This is a genomic window from Geodermatophilus sp. SYSU D00708 (assembly GCF_054050115.1).
The window spans coordinates 41,162-62,861 of record NZ_JBJGYS010000001.1; the positions used below are offsets into that span (position 1 = coordinate 41,162).

At 75.4% G+C, this 21,700-nt stretch carries 25 protein-coding genes; 13 read left to right on the forward strand and 12 right to left on the reverse strand.

Translation table 11 applies throughout. The features are described 5' to 3' along the window. Positions 1 to 26: 26 nt before the first annotated feature. Positions 27 to 596: a type 1 glutamine amidotransferase domain-containing protein gene (locus ACI79D_RS00225; RefSeq protein ID WP_456916273.1), complete on the forward strand. Its 570-nt coding sequence runs from the start codon at positions 27 to 29 to the stop codon at positions 594 to 596. A gap of 84 nt (positions 597 to 680) precedes the next feature. Here the strand turns inward: ACI79D_RS00225 and ACI79D_RS00230 are convergent, their stop codons facing one another. Next, a complete protein-coding gene (locus tag ACI79D_RS00230; protein WP_456916274.1) occupies positions 681 to 1,469 on the reverse strand; it encodes a hypothetical protein in 789 nt (262 codons plus the stop codon). 23 nt (positions 1,470 to 1,492) lie between these two features. Then, positions 1,493 to 2,440 (reverse strand): Ppx/GppA phosphatase family protein, encoded by a 948-nt coding sequence (locus ACI79D_RS00235; RefSeq protein WP_456916275.1) that lies wholly within the window; start codon positions 2,438 to 2,440, stop codon positions 1,493 to 1,495. A 112-nt stretch (positions 2,441 to 2,552) separates the two neighbouring features. Here ACI79D_RS00235 and ACI79D_RS00240 point away from each other — a divergent pair, with 112 nt between their 5' ends. The 3 genes from ACI79D_RS00240 to ACI79D_RS00250 all read left to right on the forward strand — a co-directional run bounded on the left by ACI79D_RS00240 (position 2,553) and on the right by ACI79D_RS00250 (position 6,497). After that, on the forward strand, positions 2,553 to 3,389 hold the full coding sequence (locus ACI79D_RS00240; RefSeq protein WP_456916276.1) for a hypothetical protein: 837 nt from the start codon (positions 2,553 to 2,555) through the stop codon (positions 3,387 to 3,389). Between the two features lie 61 nt (positions 3,390 to 3,450). Continuing rightward, positions 3,451 to 5,646 (forward strand): bifunctional MFS transporter/dTMP kinase, encoded by a 2,196-nt coding sequence (locus tag ACI79D_RS00245; RefSeq protein WP_456916278.1) that lies wholly within the window; start codon positions 3,451 to 3,453, stop codon positions 5,644 to 5,646. A gap of 5 nt (positions 5,647 to 5,651) precedes the next feature. Continuing rightward, positions 5,652 to 6,497, forward strand: coding sequence for a class I SAM-dependent methyltransferase (locus ACI79D_RS00250; RefSeq protein ID WP_456916279.1), 846 nt, complete (start codon positions 5,652 to 5,654; stop codon positions 6,495 to 6,497). Here the strand turns inward: ACI79D_RS00250 and ACI79D_RS00255 are convergent, their stop codons facing one another. Further along, the gene (locus tag ACI79D_RS00255) at positions 6,498 to 7,499 is read right to left on the reverse strand and encodes a helix-turn-helix domain-containing protein (RefSeq protein ID WP_456916280.1); all 1,002 of its coding nucleotides are present in this window, start codon (positions 7,497 to 7,499) and stop codon (positions 6,498 to 6,500) included. An 82-nt stretch (positions 7,500 to 7,581) separates the two neighbouring features. On the opposite strand from ACI79D_RS00255, the gene ACI79D_RS00260 reads away from it, so the two are divergent. Both ACI79D_RS00260 and ACI79D_RS00265 read left to right on the forward strand, forming a co-directional pair. Next, positions 7,582 to 7,809, forward strand: a complete 228-nt coding sequence (locus tag ACI79D_RS00260) for a hypothetical protein (RefSeq protein WP_456916281.1) — start codon at positions 7,582 to 7,584, stop codon at positions 7,807 to 7,809. A 43-nt stretch (positions 7,810 to 7,852) separates the two neighbouring features. Then, on the forward strand, positions 7,853 to 8,062 hold the full coding sequence (locus tag ACI79D_RS00265; protein ID WP_456916282.1) for a DUF3072 domain-containing protein: 210 nt from the start codon (positions 7,853 to 7,855) through the stop codon (positions 8,060 to 8,062). A gap of 113 nt (positions 8,063 to 8,175) precedes the next feature. On the opposite strand, the gene ACI79D_RS00270 is transcribed toward ACI79D_RS00265, so the two are convergent. After that, complete coding sequence (locus ACI79D_RS00270; RefSeq protein ID WP_456916283.1) at positions 8,176 to 8,856, reverse strand: winged helix-turn-helix domain-containing protein; 681 nt, start codon at positions 8,854 to 8,856, stop codon at positions 8,176 to 8,178. Next, a complete protein-coding gene (locus ACI79D_RS00275) occupies positions 8,856 to 10,109 on the reverse strand; it encodes a sensor histidine kinase (protein ID WP_456916284.1) in 1,254 nt (417 codons plus the stop codon). The genes ACI79D_RS00270 and ACI79D_RS00275 overlap by 1 nt, the downstream gene beginning before the upstream one ends. 226 nt (positions 10,110 to 10,335) lie before the next feature. Between ACI79D_RS00275 and phoU the strand changes: the two genes are divergently transcribed. Next, positions 10,336 to 10,995, forward strand: a complete 660-nt coding sequence (gene phoU / locus ACI79D_RS00280) for a phosphate signaling complex protein PhoU (protein ID WP_456916285.1) — start codon at positions 10,336 to 10,338, stop codon at positions 10,993 to 10,995. Between the two features lie 57 nt (positions 10,996 to 11,052). Here phoU and ACI79D_RS00285 read toward each other — a convergent pair whose 3' ends face one another. Together ACI79D_RS00285 and ACI79D_RS00290 are read right to left on the reverse strand one after the other, a co-directional pair. Further along, positions 11,053 to 11,814: a phosphoglyceromutase gene (locus ACI79D_RS00285; RefSeq protein WP_456916286.1), complete on the reverse strand. Its 762-nt coding sequence runs from the start codon at positions 11,812 to 11,814 to the stop codon at positions 11,053 to 11,055. 25 nt (positions 11,815 to 11,839) lie between these two features. Beyond that, a complete protein-coding gene (locus ACI79D_RS00290; protein WP_456916287.1) occupies positions 11,840 to 12,139 on the reverse strand; it encodes a hypothetical protein in 300 nt (99 codons plus the stop codon). 142 nt (positions 12,140 to 12,281) lie between these two features. Here ACI79D_RS00290 and ACI79D_RS00295 point away from each other — a divergent pair, with 142 nt between their 5' ends. Next, positions 12,282 to 13,040 (forward strand): class I SAM-dependent methyltransferase, encoded by a 759-nt coding sequence (locus tag ACI79D_RS00295; RefSeq protein WP_456916288.1) that lies wholly within the window; start codon positions 12,282 to 12,284, stop codon positions 13,038 to 13,040. Here the strand turns inward: ACI79D_RS00295 and ACI79D_RS00300 are convergent. The 3 genes from ACI79D_RS00300 to mshA are packed head-to-tail and all read right to left on the reverse strand — an operon-like array spanning position 13,013 to position 16,484. Further along, positions 13,013 to 14,608: an MFS transporter gene (locus tag ACI79D_RS00300; protein WP_456916289.1), complete on the reverse strand. Its 1,596-nt coding sequence runs from the start codon at positions 14,606 to 14,608 to the stop codon at positions 13,013 to 13,015. The two genes, ACI79D_RS00295 and ACI79D_RS00300, sit on opposite strands and share 28 nt — an antisense overlap. Continuing rightward, positions 14,605 to 15,138 carry a YbjN domain-containing protein gene (locus tag ACI79D_RS00305; RefSeq protein WP_456916290.1) on the reverse strand — a complete coding sequence of 178 codons (534 nt, stop codon included), beginning with the start codon at positions 15,136 to 15,138 and terminating at the stop codon, positions 14,605 to 14,607. The genes ACI79D_RS00300 and ACI79D_RS00305 overlap by 4 nt, the downstream gene beginning before the upstream one ends. Beyond that, on the reverse strand, positions 15,135 to 16,484 hold the full coding sequence (gene mshA, locus ACI79D_RS00310) for a D-inositol-3-phosphate glycosyltransferase (RefSeq protein ID WP_456916291.1): 1,350 nt from the start codon (positions 16,482 to 16,484) through the stop codon (positions 15,135 to 15,137). The genes ACI79D_RS00305 and mshA overlap by 4 nt, the downstream gene beginning before the upstream one ends. Positions 16,485 to 16,565: 81 nt before the next feature. On the opposite strand from mshA, the gene ACI79D_RS00315 reads away from it, so the two are divergent. Then, entirely contained in the window at positions 16,566 to 17,348 is a 783-nt protein-coding gene (locus ACI79D_RS00315) for an SDR family oxidoreductase (protein WP_456916292.1), read from the forward strand. Positions 17,349 to 17,417: 69 nt separating this feature from the next. On the opposite strand, the gene ACI79D_RS00320 is transcribed toward ACI79D_RS00315, so the two are convergent. Beyond that, entirely contained in the window at positions 17,418 to 18,425 is a 1,008-nt protein-coding gene (locus tag ACI79D_RS00320) for a UDP-N-acetylmuramate dehydrogenase (protein WP_456916293.1), read from the reverse strand. A 34-nt stretch (positions 18,426 to 18,459) separates the two neighbouring features. Between ACI79D_RS00320 and ACI79D_RS00325 the strand changes: the two genes are divergently transcribed. Genes ACI79D_RS00325 through ACI79D_RS00335 form a run of 3 tightly spaced genes read left to right on the forward strand, consistent with a single transcriptional unit; the run spans position 18,460 to position 20,961 of the window. After that, on the forward strand, positions 18,460 to 19,317 hold the full coding sequence (locus tag ACI79D_RS00325) for a class I SAM-dependent methyltransferase (RefSeq protein ID WP_456916294.1): 858 nt from the start codon (positions 18,460 to 18,462) through the stop codon (positions 19,315 to 19,317). Positions 19,318 to 19,345: 28 nt separating this feature from the next. After that, on the forward strand, positions 19,346 to 20,104 hold the full coding sequence (locus tag ACI79D_RS00330) for a maleylpyruvate isomerase family mycothiol-dependent enzyme (protein ID WP_456916295.1): 759 nt from the start codon (positions 19,346 to 19,348) through the stop codon (positions 20,102 to 20,104). After that, positions 20,101 to 20,961, forward strand: a complete 861-nt coding sequence (locus ACI79D_RS00335) for a spermidine synthase (protein ID WP_456916296.1) — start codon at positions 20,101 to 20,103, stop codon at positions 20,959 to 20,961. Before ACI79D_RS00330 ends, ACI79D_RS00335 begins: the two co-directional genes overlap by 4 nt. On the opposite strand, the gene ACI79D_RS00340 is transcribed toward ACI79D_RS00335, so the two are convergent. Next, entirely contained in the window at positions 20,951 to 21,472 is a 522-nt protein-coding gene (locus tag ACI79D_RS00340; RefSeq protein ID WP_456916297.1) for an O-acetyl-ADP-ribose deacetylase, read from the reverse strand. The genes ACI79D_RS00335 and ACI79D_RS00340 overlap by 11 nt on opposite strands. A 23-nt stretch (positions 21,473 to 21,495) precedes the next feature. On the opposite strand from ACI79D_RS00340, the gene ACI79D_RS00345 reads away from it, so the two are divergent. Beyond that, on the forward strand, positions 21,496 to 21,696 hold the full coding sequence (locus ACI79D_RS00345) for a PspC domain-containing protein (RefSeq protein ID WP_456916298.1): 201 nt from the start codon (positions 21,496 to 21,498) through the stop codon (positions 21,694 to 21,696). Positions 21,697 to 21,700 lie beyond the last annotated feature (4 nt).

Consider the following 21,700-nt stretch of genomic DNA (forward strand, 5'->3'; position numbering starts at 1 on the left):
CGCGGGGCCGGGGTAGCCGCCGCCGCATGGCAGGAGAACTCGACGGGATGAAGGTGGCCGTCCTCGCGACCGACGGCGTGGAGCAGGTCGAGCTCGACCGGCCCTGGCAGGCGCTCGAGGAGGCCGGTGCCGAGCCGGAGCTGGTGTCCCTGGAGGACGGGGAGATCACCGCCTACGACCACATCGACAAGGCCGACACCAAGAAGGTCGACGTCGCCGTCAGCGCGGCCGACCCCGACGACTACGCCGCCCTGGTGCTGCCCGGCGGCGTCATCAACGGTGACTTCGTGCGCGCCGACGCCGACGCGGTGGCCTTCGTCAAGGCGTTCTTCGAGGCGGGCAAGCCGGTGGCCGCGATCTGCCACGCCCCCTGGGTGCTCGCCGAGGCCGACGTCGTCCGCGGGCGGCGGATGACCTCGTGGCCCTCGCTGCAGACCGACCTGCGCAACGCCGGCGCCAAGTGGGTCGACGAGGAGGTCGTCGTCGACGGCAACCTGGTCACCAGCCGCAAGCCCGACGACCTCGACGCCTTCACCGCGGCGATGGTCGAGCAGTTCGCCGCCGGCCCCGACGCGGAGGACGACGAGGAGGACTGAGCAAGGACCCCGTCCTCCCCACCCTTCGCAGGCTCAGGGCGGGCCCCGGGACGGGGCCGGCGGGACCCTGCACGGGGGCCGCGCTCAGGTCCCGGACAGCAGACCGGCGGCCGGCGCGATGGTGAGCAGGGTCCCGGCGAAGACCAGGATGCCGACCAGCCGCACCCCGAGGTGCTCCTTGTCCTGGCGCTGGCGCCACGCGCCCACCCCGGCGACGAGCCCGGCGACGGCCAGCGGCGCGAGCACCACGGCCAGGTAGGGCAGCAGCTCCCACAGCACGGTGAACAGGAAGTAGATGCCGACGCCGACGGCGAGGGCGACGACCAGCTCGCCGCCGAAGCGCAGCCAGGCCAGGGCACCCTCCTTCGGGCCGAGCGCCTCGTCCTCGAGCAGCGGTGCGTCGTCGTCGGCACGGGCGACGGGGATGGGGCCGGTCGACGGCCCAGTCGCCGGTCCCGCGCCGCGGGCGGCCACCGAGCCGCGGCCGGCCGCAGGGGTGGTCGTCGTCCCCGGGACACCGGGCTTGCGGGAGGGCCGCAGGCCGGGGATGGCCGCTGTGGAGGGGCCCGCCTCCCCCACGGCCCGGCGGTCGGGCTGCGGGGACGGCGGCGCGGGGTCACCGGTGTGGTCGCTCGTCCGGCGCCCGGAGGGCGTGCGCGGCCCGACGCGCCCGGTGTCGCCGGTACGGGCGTCGGCCGCCCGCCGGCGGACACCGGTGTCCGTTCCGCGGTCACCACCGGTCCCCCGCTGCCGGACGCCGGTGTCGGGCTCGTCGTCCCCGCGCCGCCGCCGTCCGCGCGGTGAGTCGAGGCCGGCCTCCCGGAGGATGTCGGCGAGCGGCCGGCCGGCCGTCTCCGGGTCCCTGCGGGGCACGTCGCGACGGTCCCTCGGGGCGGTCATCGTTCGTCCCCCAACTGGTCCAGGCGCCGGAGGATGACCCCCTCCCGCAGAGCCCACGGGCAGATCCGGACGGACGGTACGTCCAGCGCGCGCAGCGCCGCGTGCGCCACGACGGCGCCGGCGGGCATCTGGTGGGCGCGGTCGGGGGAGACGCCCTGCAGCTCGGCCAGGGCCGAGGACTCGATCCGCGACACGAACCCGATCAGCTGCTCGAGCCCATCGCGGGACAGCTCCCGCGGCGCCCGCAGCCCGGCCGAGTACGGCGCGGCGCCGGTGAGCCGGGCGAGCGTGCGGAAGGTCTTGCTCGTGGCCGCGACGAGGTCGGGGGGCCCGTCGGCGAGCAGCTTCTTCGCCGCGGGCTTGAGCAGCTCCGCGGCGTACCCGTCCAGCTTGGCCAGCGCCGCGAGGTCGGGACGACCGCCGGACGTGGCCTCGGGCAGGTAGCGGCGGGTCATCCGCCCCGCGCCCAGGGGCAGCGAGAGCGCGACGTCCGGGTCCTCGTCGAGGCCGCTGGCCAGCTCGAGCGAGCCGCCGCCGATGTCGAGGACCAGCAGCCGCCCGGCGCTCCACCCGAACCACCGGCGGACGGCGAGGAAGGTCAGCCGCGCCTCCTCCTCGCCGCTGGTCACCTGGAGGTCGACGCCGGTCCTCTCCCGCACCCGCTCGAGGACCTCCAGCCCGTTGACCGCCTCGCGGATCGCCGAGGTCACCAGGGCCAGCAGCTGCTCGCAGCCCTCCTTCTCGGCCTGGTCGCACGCCCGGCGCACGGCCTTGACCAGCGCCTTCTCGCCCTCCTTGGAGAGGACGTCGTCCGGGCCGACGTGCTCGGCGAGCCGCAGCACCGACCGGTCGTCGTGCATCGGGGTGGGGTGCGCGCCGCGGTGGGCGTCGACCACGAGCAGGTGGACGGTGTTCGATCCGACGTCCAGCACCCCGAGCCGCATGCCGTCAGTCTGCCGGTCGCCCGCGGAACCGGCCGGTCACGGGGGGTCGTCGTGAGCCGCCGGGGCCACTGGGAGGACGGCGGGACGGCGCGGCCCGCCTACCCTCGGTCCGGTGCAGGACGTCCCGCCCGAGGTGCCCCTCGACTTCGCCCGCGAGTGGGTGGAGTTCCCCGACCCGGCCGACCCGCGGCACGTCGTCCGCGCCGACCTGACCTGGCTGTCGTCGGCCTGGACCTGCGTGTTCGGCCGCGGCTGCGCCGGGGTGGTCGAGGGCCGGCCGGACGACGGCTGCTGCAGCCACGGCGCCTTCTTCACCGACGAGGACGACCTGGCGCGGGTCACCGCCGCGGTCGCCGACCTCACCGACGAGGACTGGCAGCTGGCCCCGGTCGGCCGCGGCGCGTGGACCGAGCCCGACGACGCCGACGACGAGGAGCAGGGCGTGCGGGCCCTGCGCACGCGGCTGGTCGACGGCGCGTGCGTGTTCCTCAACCGTCCCGGCTTCCCCGGCGGCGCCGGCTGCGCGCTGCACCGCATGGCACTGCGCGAGGACCTGCACCCGCTGCTCACCAAGCCCGACGTCTGCTGGCAGCTGCCCGTCCGGCGCGAGCAGGAGGAGGTCGAGCGGCCCGACGGCACGAAGGTGCTGGTCACCAGCATCGGCGAGTTCGACCGCCGCGGGTGGGGACCGGGTGGGCACGACCTGCACTGGTGGTGCACAGGCTCGCCCGCGGCGCACGTGTCCGCCGAGCCTCTCGTCCTCACCTACGCCGCGGAGCTGACCGCCCTGCTCGGCGCGCCGGCCTACGAGGAGCTGCGCCGGCTCACCGAGGCCCGGCTCGACCAGGGCCTGGTCGCCCCGCACCCGGCCAGCCCGGCCCCCGTGCCGCTCGTCCTGCAGCGCCGGCGACCGACGGCGTCTCCCTCGTCAGGGGTGCAGCCGCCCTGAGCCGCGGCCTCGCGCCACTACCCTCGCCCTCGGACGAACCGACGAGCGGACGGCGGGGACTGTGACCGAGGCGCGCGCGACGGCGGGCCCTCCCTCGGCCGGGGAGCGGTCCCGCGGGGACGGTGCACGCCCCGACAACGCCTTCCTGGCGCTGGTCCGCATCCCGGTGTTCCGGCGGCTGTGGGCGGCGATCGCCGTCTCCAGCCTCGGCGACTGGCTGGGCCTGCTGGCCACCACGGCGATGGCCCAGCAGCTGACCCGCGAGGAGTCCCTGGCCGTGCAGGGGGCGGCCATCTCCGGGGTGATCCTCACCCGGCTGCTGCCCGACCTGGTCCTGGGCCCGCTGGCCGGCGCGTTGGCCGACCGGCTGGACCGCCGCACCACGGTGGTCGTCGGCGAGCTGCTGGCGATGTCGCTGTACCTGTCCATCGCCTTCACCTACGAGTTGACCTGGCTCTACGTCGCCCAGTTCCTCGTCGAGGCCGTCGGGTTGTTCACCAACCCGGCCAAGCAGGCGATGTGGGTGGCGATCGTGCCCCGCGAGCGGCTGGCGGTGGCCAACCAGATCTCGCTGTTCTCCGTCTACGGGGCGGTCCCGGTGGCCTCCCTGCTGTTCGCGCTGCTGTCGACGATCACCCGGGTGTTCCCCGGCGGCGGCGAGGGCGGCGAGGCCAGGACGGCGATCGTCGTGGCCCTGGTGATCAACGCGGCCAGCTTCGGCCTCAGCGCGCTCACCGTGCTGCTCTCCCGGCGGCTCATCCCCGGGACGCCGGCCGACCGGGAAGGCCAGCAGCGCAACGTCTTCTCCCTCGTGGTGGAGGGCGTGTCGTTCCTGCGCGGCCGGCCGTTGATGCGGGCCCTCTACGTGGGCGTCATCGGCGCGTTCGGCGCCGGCGGGCTCACCATCGGCGTCGCCCAGCTCTACGTCGCCACGCTGGAGGCCGGCACCGCCGGGTACGGCGTCGTCTTCGGGGTGGTCTTCACCGGCCTGGCGATCGGCATGCTGGTGGGGCCGCGCGTCCTGCCGACGGTCCCCCGCCGCAGCGTGTTCGCCAACGCGATCGGCCTGGCGGGGATGGCGCTGCTGGCCATGTCGGTGCTGCGCGACTTCGTGCTCGCCACCGGGGCGGCCTTCCTCGTCGGCCTGTTCGCCGGGGTGAGCTGGATCATCGGCTACACGCTCATCGGCTTCGAGGTGGAGGACCGGCTGCGCGGGCGGGTCTTCTCCTTCGTCGTCTCCTCGGTGCGGATCGTCCTGCTGCTGGCCGTGGCCGTCGGCCCCGGCCTGGCCGGCCTGCTGGGCGGCCACGACCTGCAGTTCGGCGACCTGCGGCTGACCGTCACCGGTCCCGGCCTGACACTGCTCGTCGGCGGGCTGATCGCGCTGGTGGTGAGCGCCTACGCCCGGCGGCAGGTGGCGGCCGGGCGCTCCCGCACCCGCTTCCGCGACGTGCTGCGCCTGATCTGGGGCAGCTCGGACATCCTGTCGGCGTCGTCGTCGGGCGTCGGCCTGTTCGTCGTCGTCGAGGGCGCTGACCGCGAGCTCACCCGGCGGTACACGCAGGACGTCGCCCGGGTGCTGCGCAACTGCGGCTGCCCGGTCGTCGTCACCTCCGAACCCAGCGACACCCAGCTGGGCCGGCAGGTGCGTGGCGTGCTGTTCCCGCCGCCGCCGGGTTCGGGCACCGGCTTCCCGTCCCCCGAGCCCGCCCTGGACGACGACGGGCAGCCGGTCGGGGCGTACACGGCGGCGCTGCTGGCGGCCGCGGACCGCGCCCAGCACGTCGCGACCGTCATCCGGCCCGCGCTCGAGCGCAACCAGGTCGTGGTGAACACCCACTACGTGGACACCTCGATCGCCTTCCACGGCGCCGGGCAGGGCCTCGACGCCGACCGCATCTTCCGGACGTCCCTGTGGGCGACCCGCGGCCTGCTGCCCGACCTCACGGTGGTGGTGGACTCCCCCGTCACGGCCGCGCCCGCCGACGCCGACCCCGAGGCGGTCCGGCGCGCCTTCCTGGCCCAAGCCGACGCCGCGCCGGACCGCTACGTCGTCGTCCCCGGTGAGCTGCTGGCGGCCGAGGGCGAGGACGGCCTGGTCTCGCCCGTCGTCCGGCGCCGGATCGAGAGCCTGCTCGCGCTGCGCTACCCGGGCGCCGCCGAGGGCGCCGCGCGGACCGAGCGGGCGCCGGCCGACCCGCCGGTCCCGGTTCGGTCGCCCGCTGCCCGGGACGTCGCCGACGGCTCCGTAGGCTGACCTCCGTGGACGAGCTCGCGCGTTGGACGGCGCAGGACACCGAGGAGGTCGTCTGCTGCCTGTGCGGCGTCGCCGGCACGCTCGTGCACGACGTCGCCCCGTTCGGGGTGGTGCGCTGCCCGCAGTGTGAGCTGGTGTTCATCAGCCCGCGGCTGCGCCCGGAGGCACTGCAGCGGCTCTACGACGACGTCGGCTACTTCGAGGGCGGCGTGTACGGCAACGCGGTCTCCTCCGCCGCCGACGCCCCGGCGTCCGGGAGCCTCTCCCCCGCGATGCTGCTGCAGCGCACGTGGACGGCGGGCCGGCTGCGGCTGGTCGACCGCGCCCGGGACGGCGCCCCGGCGGGCGGGCGGCTGCTGGAGGTCGGCGCCGGGTACGGCCTGTTCCTGGCGGCCGCGCGCGACGCGGGCTGGACGACGTCCGGCGTGGAGCTGTCCCGCACCGGCGCCAAGCACGCGCAGGACACGCTGGGCCTGGACGTGTTCTGCGGCCAGCTCGAGGACGCCTCGCTGACCCCGGGCTTCGACGTCGTCTGCGCGTGGGACACCGTCGAGCACGTGCCCGACCCGCTGTCGTTCTGGCGCACCGTGCGCGCCCAGGTGGCCGACGACGGCGTGGTGGTCTTCTCGACCCCCTACTACTCGTCGCTGCCGGCCCGGCTGCTGGGCACCCGCTGGTGGACGCTCAAGCCGACCGAGCACATCTGGCACTTCACGCCGCGCACCCACGCGCTGCTGCTCGCCCGGGCCGGGCTGGCGCTGACGCGGGTGATCCGCAGCCCGCTGGCACCGGCCAACGCCGGGCGGCTGGACTCCCTCGTCGGCATCGCCCGGCCCATCCCGAACGCCTGATCAGGCCGCGGTCTCCTCGCCGGCGACCGCCGGGAGCGCCTTGCGGAACGTCTGCCGGTAGGCGCGGGGCGAGACCCCGCGGCGGCGGGTGAACTGCTCGCGCAGCCCGGCCGCGGTGCCGAAGCCGACCAGCCGGGCGATCTCCTCGACCGGCGCGTCGCTGTTCTCGAGCAGCTCCTCCGCGGCGGCCAGCCGCTGACCGAGCAGCCAGGCGTGCGGCGTCGTCCCCGTGGTGGCCTTGAACCGGCGGGCGAAGCTGCGCGGGCTCATCAGCGCCCGCCGCGCCAGCACCTCGACGCTGATGTCCTCGGCCAGGTGCGCCGAGGCCCACTCCAGGACGGCGCCGAGCAGGTCGTCCTCGCAGGTGGCGACGGGGGCGTCGATGAACTGGGCCTGGCCGCCGTCGCGGTGCGGCGGCACGACCATCTCCCGGGCCAGCGCGTTGGCCGCGGCCGCCCCCCACTCCCGGCGGACGACGTGCAGCAGGGTGTCCACCCCGGCCGCGGTGCCGGCGCCGGTGATGATCGAGCCGTTGTCCACGTAGAGGACGGTCGGGTCGACGTGCACCGCCGGGTACCGCGCGGCCAGCTCGCCGGCGTACTTCCAGTGCGTCGTGGCCCGCTGGCCGTCGAGCAGGCCGGCCTCGGCGAGCACGAACGCGCCGGTGCACTGGCTGACGATCAGCGCGCCGTTGGCGTGCGCGGTGCGGAACGCGTCGAGCAGCTGCGGCGTGGGCACGCGGCTGAACAGCTCCCAGGCGGTGATCGTCACGATGTCGGAGGCGGCCAGCCGCTCGAGGCCGTGCTCGATCGTGATCGGGATGCCGGTGTCGGTGCGGACGACGCCGGGCTGCTCGGTGACCAGGGCGAAGTCGAAGCGAGGCAGCCCCATGGCGCGCCGGTCGTAGCCGAAGACCTCGGCGGCCACACCGAGACCGAAACTGCCGACGAGCCCGTCGGCGACGACGCAGCTGACGACGAGCGGACGACCCCTGGCTGCCATGCCGACATCATGGCAGAGAACTTGCGATTGCGGTCAGTCCTGCCACTCGTGCAGCCACTGTGACCGGGAGCACGCTCTTCCCATGTTCCTGATCACCTGCCCCGTCACCCGGACCGACGAGCTGGTCGCCGACCGGCGGATCCGCTCCGTGGTCAACCACCCGACCCACATCGCGATGCACGTCGAGTGCCCCTCCTGCGGCGCCGTGCACGTCTACCGCACCGGCCGCCGCTGGGAGGAGACCCGGCGGCAGCGGACCGAGGAGCGCGCGGTCCCGGCCCGGCCGGCGCCGGAGCTGGCGCGGGCCTGAGTTCGCCGTGCGCGCGGCCGCGCCCGGGCCTACGCTCGAACACATGAGCGAATCCGACGCACACACCGAGCGCACCACCGAGAAGGACCCCTCGGACTGGGTCACCGGGGACGAGCCGGCCACCGGCGCGCAGAAGAGCTACCTGGGCACCCTCGCCCGGGAGGCCGGCGAGGAGGTCCCCGACGACCTCACCAAGGCCGACGCCTCGCGCAAGATCGACGAACTCCAGGAGGAGACCGGCCGGGGGCAGTAGCAGGACCCCTGCCCCCACCGGAGGAGGACCCCGTCCTCTCCACTCCTCGCACGCTCGGGGCGGGGCCCTGGACGGGCCGGCGGCGGGCCCCTGCGGGGCCTCGGGTCCAGGCGCTACGCCTCGAACTTGTAGCCCAGGCCGCGGACGGTCACCAGGTACTTCGGGTTGGCCGGGTCCGGCTCGATCTTGGCCCGCAGCCGCTTGACGTGGACGTCGAGGGTCTTGGTGTCGCCCACGTAGTCCGACCCCCACACCCGGTCGATGAGCTGACCGCGGGTCAGCACCCGGCCGGAGTTGCGCAGCAGCAGCTCGAGCAGGTCGAACTCCTTGAGCGGGAGCGCCACCGGCTCACCGTCGACCGCGACCACGTGCCGCTCGACGTCCATCCGGACCGGGCCGGCCTCGAGGGTGGCGTCCACCGGGACCTCGACGTCGCCACGGCGGCGCAGCACCGCGCGGATCCGGGCCACCAGCTCGCGGGCGGAGTACGGCTTGGTGACGTAGTCGTCGGCGCCCAGCTCCAGCCCGACGACCTTGTCCACCTCGGAGTCCTTGGCGGTCAGCATGATGATCGGCACGTTCCCGCGGGAACGCAGCGCCCGGCACACCTCGGTGCCCGGCAGGCCCGGCAGCATCAGGTCGAGCAGCACGACGTCGGCGCCGCCGCGGTCGTACTCCGCCAGCGCCTCGGGGCCGGTCCCGGCCACGACGGCGTCGTAGCCCTCCCGGCGCAGCATGTAGGACAGCGCATCGGAGAAGGACTCCTCGTCCTCCACCACCAGCACGCGGGTCATCAGCGTCCCTTCGGGGCGTCGCCGACGACCGCGTCGCCGGCGATGGGGTGCTCGGCGACGGCGTCGCCGGCGAGATCTGACTGGTCGGCGGCGTCGCCGAGGGCGGGGCCACCCGCCGTCCGGGCGGCGAGCGGGATCCGCAGGGTGAACGTGGAGCCGAGGCCCTCCTCGCTCCACACGCTCACCGAGCCGCCGTGGTTGCTGGCCACGTGCTTGACGATGGCCAGCCCGAGGCCGGTGCCGCCGGTGCTGCTGGCCCGTGACTGGTCGACCCGGTAGAAGCGCTCGAAGATCCGCGCGCGGTCCTGCCGCGGGATGCCGATCCCGCTGTCGGTCACGGTGATCTCGGCGAAGCCGGACCGGGCGCGGGCGCCGACGGCGATCCGCGTCGCCTCGGGGCTGTAGGCCACGGCGTTGGCCAGCAGGTTGGTCACCGCCGTCGCCAGCTGGGCCTCCACCCCGCGCACCACCAGGCCGCGCTCGCCGCCGCTGGCGATCGCGATGCGCTTGGCCGCGGCAGGCAGCTTGGTGCGGTCGACGGCCTCGGCCACGATCGTGTCCACGTCGACGGGCACCAGCTCGGGCAGCGGCTCGCCGCCCTGCAGCCGGGACAGGTCGATCAGCTCGCGGACCAGCCGCGCCAGCCGGTCGGCCTCGTGCGTCATGCGCGCGGCGAAGCGGCGGACCGTCTCAGGGTCGTCCGAGGCGTCCTCCACGGCCTCGGCCAGCAGGGACAGCGCCCCCACCGGCGTCTTCAGCTCGTGGCCCACGTTGGCGACGAAGTCGCGCCGGACGGCCTCCACCCGGCGGGCCTCGGTGACGTCCTGCAGCACGAGCGCCACCGGCCCACCCGGCGTGGACCCCGCCTCGAGACGGACGCCGTGGACGCCGACCAGCCGCGGGCCCCCGCCCACCAGCGGGCCGGGCAGCGAGACGTCGGCCCGCCGCCGTCCGCCGGCGCGGACCTCGCGGGCCAGCTCGAGCAGGTCCGTCACCAGCAGCCGGGTGTCCCGCACGATGCCGAGGGCACGCGCGGCCGGGTTGGCCAGCACGACGACGTCGTCACCGTCCAGCACCACGACCGCCGGGTCCATGAGGTCGAGCAGGCGGCGGGCGAACACGGCCTCGGCCAGCGGCGGCGACGGCGATGGGACCGGGTGGTCGGCGTCGGTTCGGGCGTAGCGCAGGAGGACCGTGGCGACCAGGACGCCACCGACGACCAGGCCGACCACGAGGGCGACCGTGGGGCTCACACGACCGATGCTAGGCGGGGGGAAGGCGCGGTCATCCCCCGTACGAGTGGCGGCCGTTCCCGTACCGGGACTGTTCACGTTCCCGTGCCCGCTCGTTCACCCACGGGGCCGGATGCGGGAACACTGCGGCCCTACCCTCGACGAGGAATGCGCCGGGGAGTCCAGCCGACGGGCACCGGGCGCGCCAGCCACGGACCGGTCCGGCCGGCCGACGAGGAGGACGACGGTGCGCCAGCACTACCACGAGGAACTCGACGACATCAACAGCTGCCTGGTCGACATGGCGAACGCGGTCGGCTCGGCGATGAGCAAGGCGACCACCGCGCTCCTGGACGCCGACGTCGAGCTGGCCAACCTGGTCATCGAGGGCGACGACCGCATCGACGCCACCCGGGAGAGCATCGAGCAGCGCTGCTTCACCCTGCTGGCCCGCCAGGCGCCGGTGGCCACCGACCTGCGGACGATCACCGCGGCCATGCGGATGATCGCCGACCTCGAGCGGATGGGTGACCTGGCCGTCCACGTGGCGAAGCTGGCGCGGATGCGCTTCCCGGAGCCCGCCGTCCCGCAGGAGCTGCGGCCGATCTTCCTGCAGGCCGGGCACGTCGCCGAGAGCCTGGTCAGCCAGACCGCCACGGTGATCGCCAAGCTCGACGTCGAGGCCGCCGCCCACCTCGAGGCCGACGACGACCTCATGGACCAGTTGCACCGCCAGCTCTTCCGCGAGCTGCTCTCGAAGGACTGGCCGCACGGGATGGAGGCGGCCATCGACATCACCCTGCTCGGCCGCTATTACGAGCGCTTCGCCGACCACGCGGTCAGCGTCGCCCGGCGGGTGGTCTTCCTCGTCACCGGCGAGCGGGAGATGCACGCCACGGCGAACTGACCCGCTCCGCGGCACGACGACGGGCCCCTCCCATCCCGGGAGGGGCCCGTCGTCGTCCTACTTCTTGCCCTGGTTCTTGACCGCTTCGATGGCAGCCGCGGCGGCCTCCGGGTCGAGGTACTCGCCACCGGGCTTGACCGGCCGCAGGTCGTCGTCGAGGTCGTAGCGCAGCGGCACGCCGGTGGGGATGTTGAGGCCCACCACCTCGTCCTCACCCATCCCGTCGAGGTGCTTCACCAGCGCCCGCAGGCTGTTGCCGTGCGCGGCGACGAGCACCGTGAGGCCCGCGCGCAGGTCCGGGACGATCGCGTCGTACCAGTACGGCAGCATCCGGACGACGACGTCGGCCAGGCACTCCGTCTGCGGCCGCACCTCCGACGGCAGCATCGCGTAGCGCGGGTCGGCGTCCTGGGAGTACTGGCTGCCGGCCTCGATGGGCGGGGGCGGGGTGCTGTAGGAGCGGCGCCAGACCATGAACTGCTCCTCGCCGTACTCGGCGAGGGTCTGCGCCTTGTCCTTGCCCTGGAGGGCGCCGTAGTGCCGCTCGTTGAGCCGCCACGAGCGCTTCACCGGGATCCACTGCCGGTCGGCCGCGGCCAGCGCCAGCTCGGCGGTGCTGATGGCGCGCTTGAGCACCGAGGTGTGCGCCACCTCCGGGAGCAGGCCGTGCTCGGCGAGCAGCTCGCCACCGCGCGCGGCCTCGGCGCGGCCCTTCTCCGACAGCGGCACGTCCACCCAGCCGGTGAACAGGTTCGCCTTGTTCCACTCGCTCTCGCCGTGGCGGAGCAGCACCAGCGTCCCCGGAGGAGTCGTCGTCACACCGGCCATCCTGCCCGACGCGCCCTCAGCCGGTGAGCAGCGGCCACACCACCCACAGCTCGAAGGCCGCCGGCGGCACCAGGCCGCTGAGCAGCCATGGGCTGCGGACCGGCCGCTCGACACCCCAGCGCAGCGCGGCGACCAGGGCGACGCTGCAGGTCACGGCGACGGCGAGCCACAGCAGCACCGCGGGGACGTCGACGACGACCAGCTGGGCGAGGGCGAGTTCCACCGCGCACAGCAGCATCGGGTAGACCAGCGCGGAGGCCGCGACCAGCCCCACGAGCACCCGCACGAAGCGCTGCTGCCCGGTCTGGTCCTGCACCGTCGCCACGGTAGAAGGACCCCCCTGCCCCCCACCACTCGCACGCTCGCGGCGGGACCCTGCAGCGGGGCCAGGAGCCGAGGGCGACCCCCGGGCGCCCCACCACCCGCGAGCTCGCGGTGCGACAGGAGAGCATCAGCGGGTGACCGCAGTGCAGCGTTGGGCCGACGAACTCGCCGCGTGGGCCATCGACCCCGAGATCCTGGCCGCCGCCCCGGAGTCGCCGTACGGGTTCCCGCCCGGGCTGTTCGGCAGCACCCGCCGCCCGGGCCGCACCGTCGAGGTGGCGCGCGAGGCGGCTCCGGCAAGCGTGCTCGACGTGGGCTGCGGCGGTGGCCGGGCCAGCCTCCCCGTGGGCGCCGCGGAACTGCTGGCGGTGGACTCCTCCCCCGAGATGCTCGAGCGGTACCGGGAGGCAGCCGGGACCACGCCGGTGCGCACCTGGTGCGGCCGCTGGCCCGACGTCGCGGGGGAGGTGCCGCCCGCCGACGTCGTCGTCGCTGCGGACGTCGTCTACAACGTGCCCGACATCGCCGGGTTCGTCGCGGCGCTGACCGACCACGCCCGCCGCCGGGTGGTCGTCGAGCTCAGCGACTTGCACCCCTGGACCTCGATGCGAGAGCTGTGGCGGCAATTCCACGGGCAGGACCGCCCCACCGGCCCGAGCGCCGAGCTCTTCGGTGAGGTGCTGGCCGAGCTCGGCGTCCCCGCGGAGTCGGTCTCCGAGTCGCGGCCCGACCCCTGGCAGGACGCCCCGGACGACGTCGTCCTGGCCTTCACCCGGCGCCGGCTGTGCCTGCCCGCCGAGCGGGAGCCGGAGGTGGCCGAGGCGATGCGCCGGTTCCGCGACGACCGGCCGCGGACGTCGACGACCTACTGGTGGGCCGGGACCGCCTCCTGAGCGGCCGTCCGCCGGCGTCCGGGCAGCCAGACGAGGACGACGACCGCGGCGACCAGGGTGGCCGCGGCCGTCCCGACCGCCGTGACGTGCATGGCCGAGACGAAGGCCTCCTGCGCGGGGTCGAGCAGGCTCGTCGCCGCGGCGGCGGCGTCGGCGTCCCCGGCGGCGCGGACCCCGGCCACCGCCTCGAGGGTCGCCACCAGCGAGGTGCTCGCCTCGGTGCGGGCGCCGGGCGGGAGGACCTCGACGGCGTCCCCGAGGGATGACCCGTAGGACGAGGCCAGCAGCGAGCCCAGGATGGCCACGCCCAGGGCGCCGCCCACCTGCCGGACGGAGTTGTTCACCGCGGCGCCCGCGCCGGCCTTGTGCCGCGGGACGACGGACATGATCGACTCCGTCGTCGGCGCCATCACCGCGCCCATGCCGAGTCCCTGCACCGACAGGATCCCCAGCAGCAGCCACAGCGGCGAGGCGCGGTCGAGCAGCTGGAAGCCGAGCACGGCGATCGTGATGAGGGTGAAGCCGGTGGCGACGACGGCCTTGGCGCCGAACCGCTCGGCCAGCCGGGAGCTGCCCGGCGCCATGACCGCCATGCCCAGCGCCATGGGGATGAGCGCGGCGCCGCTGGCCAGCGGGCCGTAGCCGAGGACGCCCTGCAGGTAGTAGACGAGGTAGAAGGTCGCGCCCATGAGCGCGAAGAAGTTCAGGCCCAGTGCGGCCGCGGCGGCGGAGAAGGCCGGGTTGCGGAAGAGCGTGACGTCCAGCGCCGGGTGGGTCGAGCGCCGCTGCAGCCAGACGAACAGCGCCAGCAGGCCCAGCCCACCGAGCAGCGGCACCAGCACACCCGGCGAGCTCCAGCCCTCCCCCGAGCCGCCGTGGATGATCCCGTAGACCAGGCCGGCCAGCGCCACGATGGACAGCAGCACGCCGGGGACGTCCAGCCGGCCCGGCGAGGGGTCGCGGGACTCGGGGACGACGAGCAGCGTGGCCACCACCCCGAGGACGGCGACCGGCACGGCGATGAGGAAGATCGCGCCCCACCAGAAGTGCTCGAGCACCGCACCGCTGGCCAGCGGGCCGCCGGCGACGGCCAGCCCCGCGGCGCCGGCCCAGATGCCGATGGCGCGGCCGCGCTCCCCGGGCGGGAAGACGTTGGTGATGACCGCGAGGGTGGCCGGCTGGACCGCCGCGCCACCGATCCCCATCACCGCCCGCCAGACGATCAGCTGCGCGGGGCTGTCGCTGAAGGCGCCGAACACCGACGCGACGGCGTAGATCGACAGGCCGACCAGCAGCACGGTGCGGCGGCCGATCCGGTCCCCCACCACGCCCCAGGAGAACAGCAGGCCGGCGAAGACCAGGATGTAGGCGTCGATCGCCCACTGCAGCTCGCCCTGGCTGGCCCCCAGGTCCCGCTGGAGGGTGGGGATGGCGACGTTGAGCGTCGTGTTGCCCATGATCACCACGAGCAGGCAGACCGTCATCGTGGCCAGCACCCACCAGCGTCGGGCGTAGCCGGGGCGGTCCTCGGCGGGGGACCCGGACGCCGTCCGCTCGGCCGCCGTCACCCCTCGCCGTCCCGGTCCCGGACGGCCGCGCCGGTCCGCCGCTGGGGGTCGGCGAAGTCGGCGAACGCCTCCAGGTTGCGCAGGGACTCCCCCCGCTTCACCCGCCACTCCCACTCCCGGCGGATCGAGGTGCCGAAACCGATCTCGAGCATCGTGTTGAAGGGCTCGTCGGCGTAGCTGAGCACGGCGCCGAGGAGGCGGTCCAGCTCCTCGGGCGTCACCACCGCGTGCGGCAGCCGGCCGGTCAGGTAGACGTCGCCCACCCGGTCGATCGAGTAGGACACGCCGTACATGCGGGCGTTGCGCTGCAGCAGGAAGGTCCACAGCTGCTCGCGGTTCTCGTCGGGCTGCCGGCAGACGAACGCCTCCACCCGCAGCGCGTGCTCCCCGACGACGAGGCCGCAGACCGTCTTGAGCTTCTTCGTGCCGGGCAGGTCGACCAGCCAGCGGCCCGGGGCCGGGTGCTCGAAGACCAGTTCGGCCTCGCGGAGGGTCTGCTCGATGACCGCGTCGAGCGCATCGACGCTCACCGGGCGACCCCGGGGAGGGGCAGCACCGCCCCCAGGGTGCGGGCCGGTCGCAGCACCGGGCCGGCCAGCCGGCCGTGGGCGGCCGCGGCCATCTCCTCGGCGGCGGCGGTGTAGGCGGCGACCAGCGAGTCGACGGTGCGCTCCCAGGAGAAGGAGCCGGCGTGCCGCCGGGCACCGGCCGACAGCAGCTCCCGCCGCGCGAGGACGGCGCGGATCGCGGCGGCGTAGTCGGCCGGGTCGCGGCCCTCGACGAGCACGCCGGACACGCCGTCCCGCACGGCGGTGCGCAGCCCGCCCACGGCGGCGGCCACCACCGGCGTCCCGCACGCCTGGGCCTCCAGCGCCACCAGGCCGAAGGACTCGTTGTGGCTGGGGACGACGGCGACGTCGGCGGCGCGGTAGTGCTGCGCGAGCCGCTCGGCGTGCTGGGGCGGCAGGAAGCGGACCAGGTCGGCGATGCCCAGCTCGGCGGCCAGCTGCTCGAGCTGCTGGGGCGCCTCCAGGCCCGAGCCGCTGGGCGCGCCGATCACGTGCACCTGGAGCCGGTCGCGCAGCGCGGGGTCGTCGCCGAGCATCCGGGCCGCCGCCTCGAGCAGCAGGTCGGGCGCCTTGAGCGGCTGGATGCGGCCGACGAAGAGCAGCACCACGGCGTCCTCAGCGACGCCCAGCTCCCGGCGGGCCGCCGTCCGGTCGCCGGGGGTGAAGCGGTCGAGGTCCACGCCGGGCGGGACGACGAGGGTGCGCCGCGGGTCGGCGCCGTAGTGGTCGACCAGGTCGCGGACCTCGTCGGCGGTGTTGGCGATCAGCCGGTCGGCCTCGGCCACCACCTGCTCCTCACCGATCACCCGGCCCTGCGGCTCGGGCCGGTCACCGGCAGCGAGCGCGGCGTTCTTCACCTTGGCGAGGGTGTGCGCGGTGTGGATGAGCGGCACGCTCCACCGGTCGCGCGCCAGCCACCCCACCTGGCCCGACAGCCAGTAGTGGGAGTGGACGACGTCGAAGTGCCCCGGCTCGTGCTGCGCCTCCTCGCGGAGGACGGCGGCGGTGAACGCGCACAGCTGGCCGGGCAGCTCCTCCTTGCCCAGCCCCTCGAACGGGCCGGCGCTGACGTGCCGCACGGTGACGCCCGGGGTCATCTCGACGACGGGCGGCAGGTCGCTGGAGGTGGCGCGGGTGAAGACGTCGACCTCGATGCCGCGGGCGGCCAGCCGGCGGGAGACCTCGACGACGTAGACGTTCATGCCGCCGGCGTCACCGGCGCCGGGCTGGTCGAGCGGGCTGGTGTGCACCGAGAGCGTCGCCACCCGCCGGGGCGCGGCCGACCGGAGGCGTCGGCGAGCGGCCACGTCCGACCTCCCCGCCTCGGCTCAGGGCGCCGGACGGCACCCGCTCGACTCTCCATCCTGCAACAACGCCAGGATGGGCACATGCCCGACCCCTCCGCCCAGTCTGCATCCGGTTCCCCGCGCCTGCCCGGCGCGGGCCGCACCGCCGTCGTGACCGGCGCCTCCAGCGGCATCGGGGCGGCCACCGCCACGCGACTGGCGGCGGAGGGCTTCGACGTCGTCCTGGGGGCGCGGCGCCTGGACCGGCTGGCCGAGCTGGCCGGCGCGATCGGCGGCCGGGCGCTGCCGCTGGACCTCACCGACCCGGCGTCGGTCGAGGAGTTCGCCGCCGCCCTCGACCGGGTCGACGTGCTGGTCAACAACGCCGGCGGGGCCTTCGACGCCGCGCCGGTCGCCGAGGCCGACCTCGACTCCTGGGAGCGCACCTACGAGGTGAACGTGCTCGGCACCGTGCGGCTGACCAAGGCGCTGCTGCCGAAGCTCATCGCGTCCGGCGCCGGCGACCTGCTGTTCATGGGCTCCACCGCCGGGCTGATCTCCTACGAGGGCGGGGCGTCGTACACCGCCGCCAAGCACGCGGTGCACACCCTCGCCGAGACGCTGCGGCTGGAGCTCTACGACCAGCCGGTCCGGGTCGTGGAGATCGCGCCGGGCATGGTGAAGACCGAGGAGTTCACGCTCAACCGGGTCGGCGACCGGGAGAAGGCGGAGTCGGTCTACCGGGGGGTGCGCGAGCCGCTGGTGGCCGAGGACGTCGCCGACTGCGTCGCGTGGGCGCTCACCCGGCCGCACCACGTCAACGTCGACCTGCTCGTCGTCCGGCCCCGCGCCCAGGCGGCCCAGCACAAGGTGCACCGCGAATAGAAGGACCCCGTCCCCCTCACCGCTCGCGGGCTCGCGGCGAGCCTCTGGACGGGGCCAGCCGGGCCGCCGTCACGGGCGGACGGCGGTGGGCTCCCGCTCCAGGGTCACGCCGAAGCGCTCCCGCACGGTGGCGATGACCTTGTCCGAGAAGGCGAGCAGCTCGCCCGCGGTCGCGCCGTCCGCCGTGGTCAGGGCCAGGCTGTGGCGGGACGACGTCCCGACCCGGCCCTCGCGGAAGCCGCGGCCGAAGCCGGCGTGCTGGACCAGCCAGGCGGCGCTGAGCTTGACCCGGCCGTCGCCGGCGGGCCAGCTCGGGCAGCCCTCCACGGCCTGCTCGGCGGCGACGATCGGGTTGGTGAAGAACGAGCCGGCGCTGCGGCTGTCGGGGTCGGCGGGGTCCCAGACCATGCCCTTGCCGCGGCGCAGCTCCAGCACGGCGGCGCGGACGTCGGCCAGCGGCGCGGTCTCGCCCAGCTGCACGCCCAGCCGCCGGGCCAGCTCGGCGTAACCGATCGGCCGGGACAGCTCGCCCGGCTCCAGCACGAACGCCACGTCGAGGACGACGAACCGCCCGGGCTCGCGCTTGAGCCGGCTGTCGCGGTAGGCGAACCCGCACTCGTCGGGCGTCAGGGTGCGCTCGGCCTTCTCCGCGCGGTCCCACACCCGGACGGCGGTGATGACCTGCGCGACCTCCTGGCCGTAGGCGCCGACGTTCTGGACCGGCGTGGCACCGGTCGACCCCGGGATGCCCGACATCGCCTCCATGCCGGCCAGCCCCTGCTCGACCGTGGCGGCGACCAGGTCGTCCCACGGCTCGCCGGCCTGCACGACCAGCCGCCCGCCGTCCCGCTCGATGCCGCGGGACCGCACGAGGACGACGTCCCCGGGCCAGCCGGCGTCGGGGGCGATGACGTTGGAGCCGCCGCCGAGCAGCAGCATCGGGCGCCCGGCCTCGTCGGCGTCGCGCACGGCGGCGACCAGCTCGTCGGCGTCGGTGACCTCGACCAGCCGCTCCGCCGGGCCACCCACCGCTAGCGTCGTCAGCTCCGCGAGGGGGGCGTTCCGTCGGACCTGCACGGCTCCACGCTAACCGCGACTACCCTTCGGACCGGTGAGCGAGGCAGGAGGCGGGGACCACAAGCGCCGGGCCAGCCTCCCCAAGAAGGCCAACCCGCGCCTGGCTGCGGGCCGGGCGCGCGCCCTGGGCCTGCCCACCCGCGGCACCACCAACGCCAACCGGCTGCGCCGGGTTGACCGTTGGCTGCTGGCCACCCAGCTGCCGCGGCTGCGCGACGCGGCGCGCCCGCTCGTGGTGGACCTCGGCTACGGCGCGTCGGCGGTGACCACGCTGGAGCTGGCCGACCGGCTGGGCCCGGAGGTGCCCGGCCTCGAGGTGGTGGGCCTGGAGATCGACCCGGCGCGTGTGGCCGCGGTCGCCGCCGACCGGGACCCGCCGCGGATCGACTTCCGGCTGGGCGGCTTCGAGCTGGCCGGGCTGCGGCCGGTCCTGGTCCGGGCGTTCAACGTGCTGCGCCAGTACGAGGAGGAGTCTGCGGCGCGCGCCTGGGAGACCATGTGCGCCGCGCTCGGCCCCGGCGGCCTGCTGGTCGAGGGCACCTGCGACGAGTGGGGACGGCGGGCGGTCTGGGTGGCCCTGGACGCCGACGGGCCGCTCACCCTGACCCTCTCGGCGCGCGTGTCCGACCTCGAGCGCCCCTCCGACCTCGCCGAGCGGCTGCCCAAGGCGCTCATCCACCACAACGTCCCGGGGCAGCCGGTGCACGAGTTCCTCCGGGCGTTCGACGCGGCCTGGGCGGTCTCGGCGGGGATGTCCACGTTCGGCCCCCGCCAGCGCTGGACCGCCGCCGTCGAGGCGCTCGCCGGCCAGGGCTGGCCGTTCGTCGGCTCCACCCGCCGGTGGCGGCAGGGCGAGGTCACCGTGCGCTGGTCGGCGGTCGCGCCGGTCTGACCGCGGGCGGTCGGGCACGATGGCCCCCGTGGCGATCGACGAGGCGCTCCGGCAGCGCTGCACCGAGGTCGTCGTCGAGGAGGGTGAGCGCTTCGGCGTCCTGGCCTCGGAGGTCGACGCCGGCCTGACCGCCGCACCGGGTCTGCACGGCCCGGTCCCGTGGGTGCCCGCCTGGACCGTCCGCGACCTGGTCGGCCACCTCGGCGCCGTGCACCGCTGGGCCACCGCGATCGTGCGGGCCGGCACGACCGAGCGCCCGGCCCCTCCGCCGCACCCCCCGGACGAGGGCCTGCTCGACTGGTACGCGGCCGGTCACGGGGAGCTGGTCGCCGCGCTGCGCACCGTCCAGCCCGACTCGCCCGCCTGGCACATGAGCCCCGCCGCCGATCGCATCGCCGCGTCCTGGGTCCGCCGGCAGGCGCACGAGCTGACCGTCCACCGGATGGACCTCGAGGTCGCCGCCGGGGTCCCGGTCACCGCGGTCCACCCGGAGCTGGCCGAGGACGGCGTCGACGAACTGCTGCGCGTCGTCGTCCGGCGCTGGGCCCACACCGAGCCGCTGCGCACGGCGCGGGCCAGGGTCGCCGTCCGGTGCACCGACACCGGCCGCGGCTGGCTGGTCGGCGTCACCGACGGCGCCGTCGAGGTGCAGGACGGACCGGACGGTGACGCCGACGCCCGGCTCGAGGCGCCCGCCGAGGCCCTGCTCCGCCGACTGTGGGGCCGGCCGGCCGAGGTCACCGTGCACGGGGACCCGGCGGCCGAGGCCCTCCTGCGCGGCCGGTGAACCGGCGCGCCACGCCCGAGGTGATCCCCCCGGGCCCCACCCCCGTGGCCGGCGGCGTCGCCGAGCTGCTCGGCGACGCCGACCGGGACGGCTCCTGGGTGCTCCTGGTCGACGGGACGCCGCAGTCGCACGTCGACCTCGACGACCCCTCCCACCTGGAGTTCGAGTACGTTCGGCGGATGGGGCACGTGCTGGACCTGGCCGCCGAGCAGGGCCAGCCGCTCGACGTCGTCCACCTCGGCGGCGGCGCCCTGACCCTCCCCCGCTACGTGGCGGTGACCCGGCCGGGCTCCCGGCAGCGGGTCGTGGAGATCGACCAGCCGCTGACCGACCTGGTGCGCGCCCACCTGCCGCTGCCGCGCGGCGCCCGGATCCGGGTCCGCGCCGCCGACGCCCGCGCGGGGCTGGAGGCGCTGCCCCCGGCGAGCGCGGACGTCGTCGTCAGTGACGTCTTCGCCGGCGCCCGCACGCCCGCCCATCTGACCAGCGTCGAGTACGCCCAGCAGGCGCGCCGGGTGCTGCGGCCCGGGGGTGCGTTCGTCGCCAACGTCGCCGACGGCCCGCCGCTGCGCTTCGCCCGAGCGCAGGTGGCGACGCTGCGCGCGGTGTTCGCGCACGTCTGCCTGCTCGCCGAGCCCGGCACGCTCAAGGGGCGGCGGTTCGGGAACCTGGTGGCGGTCGCCTCCGACGCGGACCTGCCGATCGCCGGACTCGTGCGCCGCTGCGCCGCCGACCCGATGCCCAGCCGGGTGGTCGAGGGCGCCGAGCTCGACCGGTTCGCCGGGCGGGCGCAGCCGGTGCACGACGTCGACGCGGTGGCCTCCCCCGAGCCGCCGGAGGGCGTGTTCAGCCGCTGAGTCCGGCCAGCGCCGCCTCGAACGCCGCCAGCGCCTCGTCGCCGCGCAGCACGAACCGGACCTCCTGCACGTGCTCGACCTCGGTCGCGGTCACCCCGGCGACGGCCTGGACGGCAGCGTCCGCCAGCGGCCACCCGTAGACCCCGGCGGAGATCGCGGGGAAGGCCACCGAGCGCGCCCCGAGCCCGTCGGCGACCCGCAGGCTCTCGCGGTAGCAGGAGCGGAGCACCGCCGAGGAGTCGCGGGTGGCCGACCAGATCGGCCCGGCGGTGTGCACCACCCACCGGGCGAGGAGGCGGCCGGCCGTCGTCGCGACGGCCTGCCCCCTCGGCAGCCGGCCGCCGGGGAGGCGAGCCTTGACCGCGCGGCACTCGGCCAGGATGTCCGGCCCGCCGGCGGCGTGGATCGCGCCGTCCACCCCGCCACCGCCGAGCAGCCCGGGGTTGGCCGCGTTCACGACGACGTCGACGTCGGCCTCGGTGATGTCGCCGGCAACCGCCCGCAGGAGCACGCGACGACCGTAGGGTCGGGCGCATGACCTCGCCTGTCCGCCCGCCGCTGCGCCGCGACACCCGCCACAAGGTGATCGCGGGTGTCTGCTCCGGGATCGCCCGGCGCTACGGGTTGTCCGTCACCGGCCTGCGCCTGGCGTTCGTGCTCTCCTGCATCCTGCCCGGGCCGCAGTTCGTCGCCTACCTGGTGCTGTGGATCGTCATGCCCGCGGACCGGGGCTGACCCC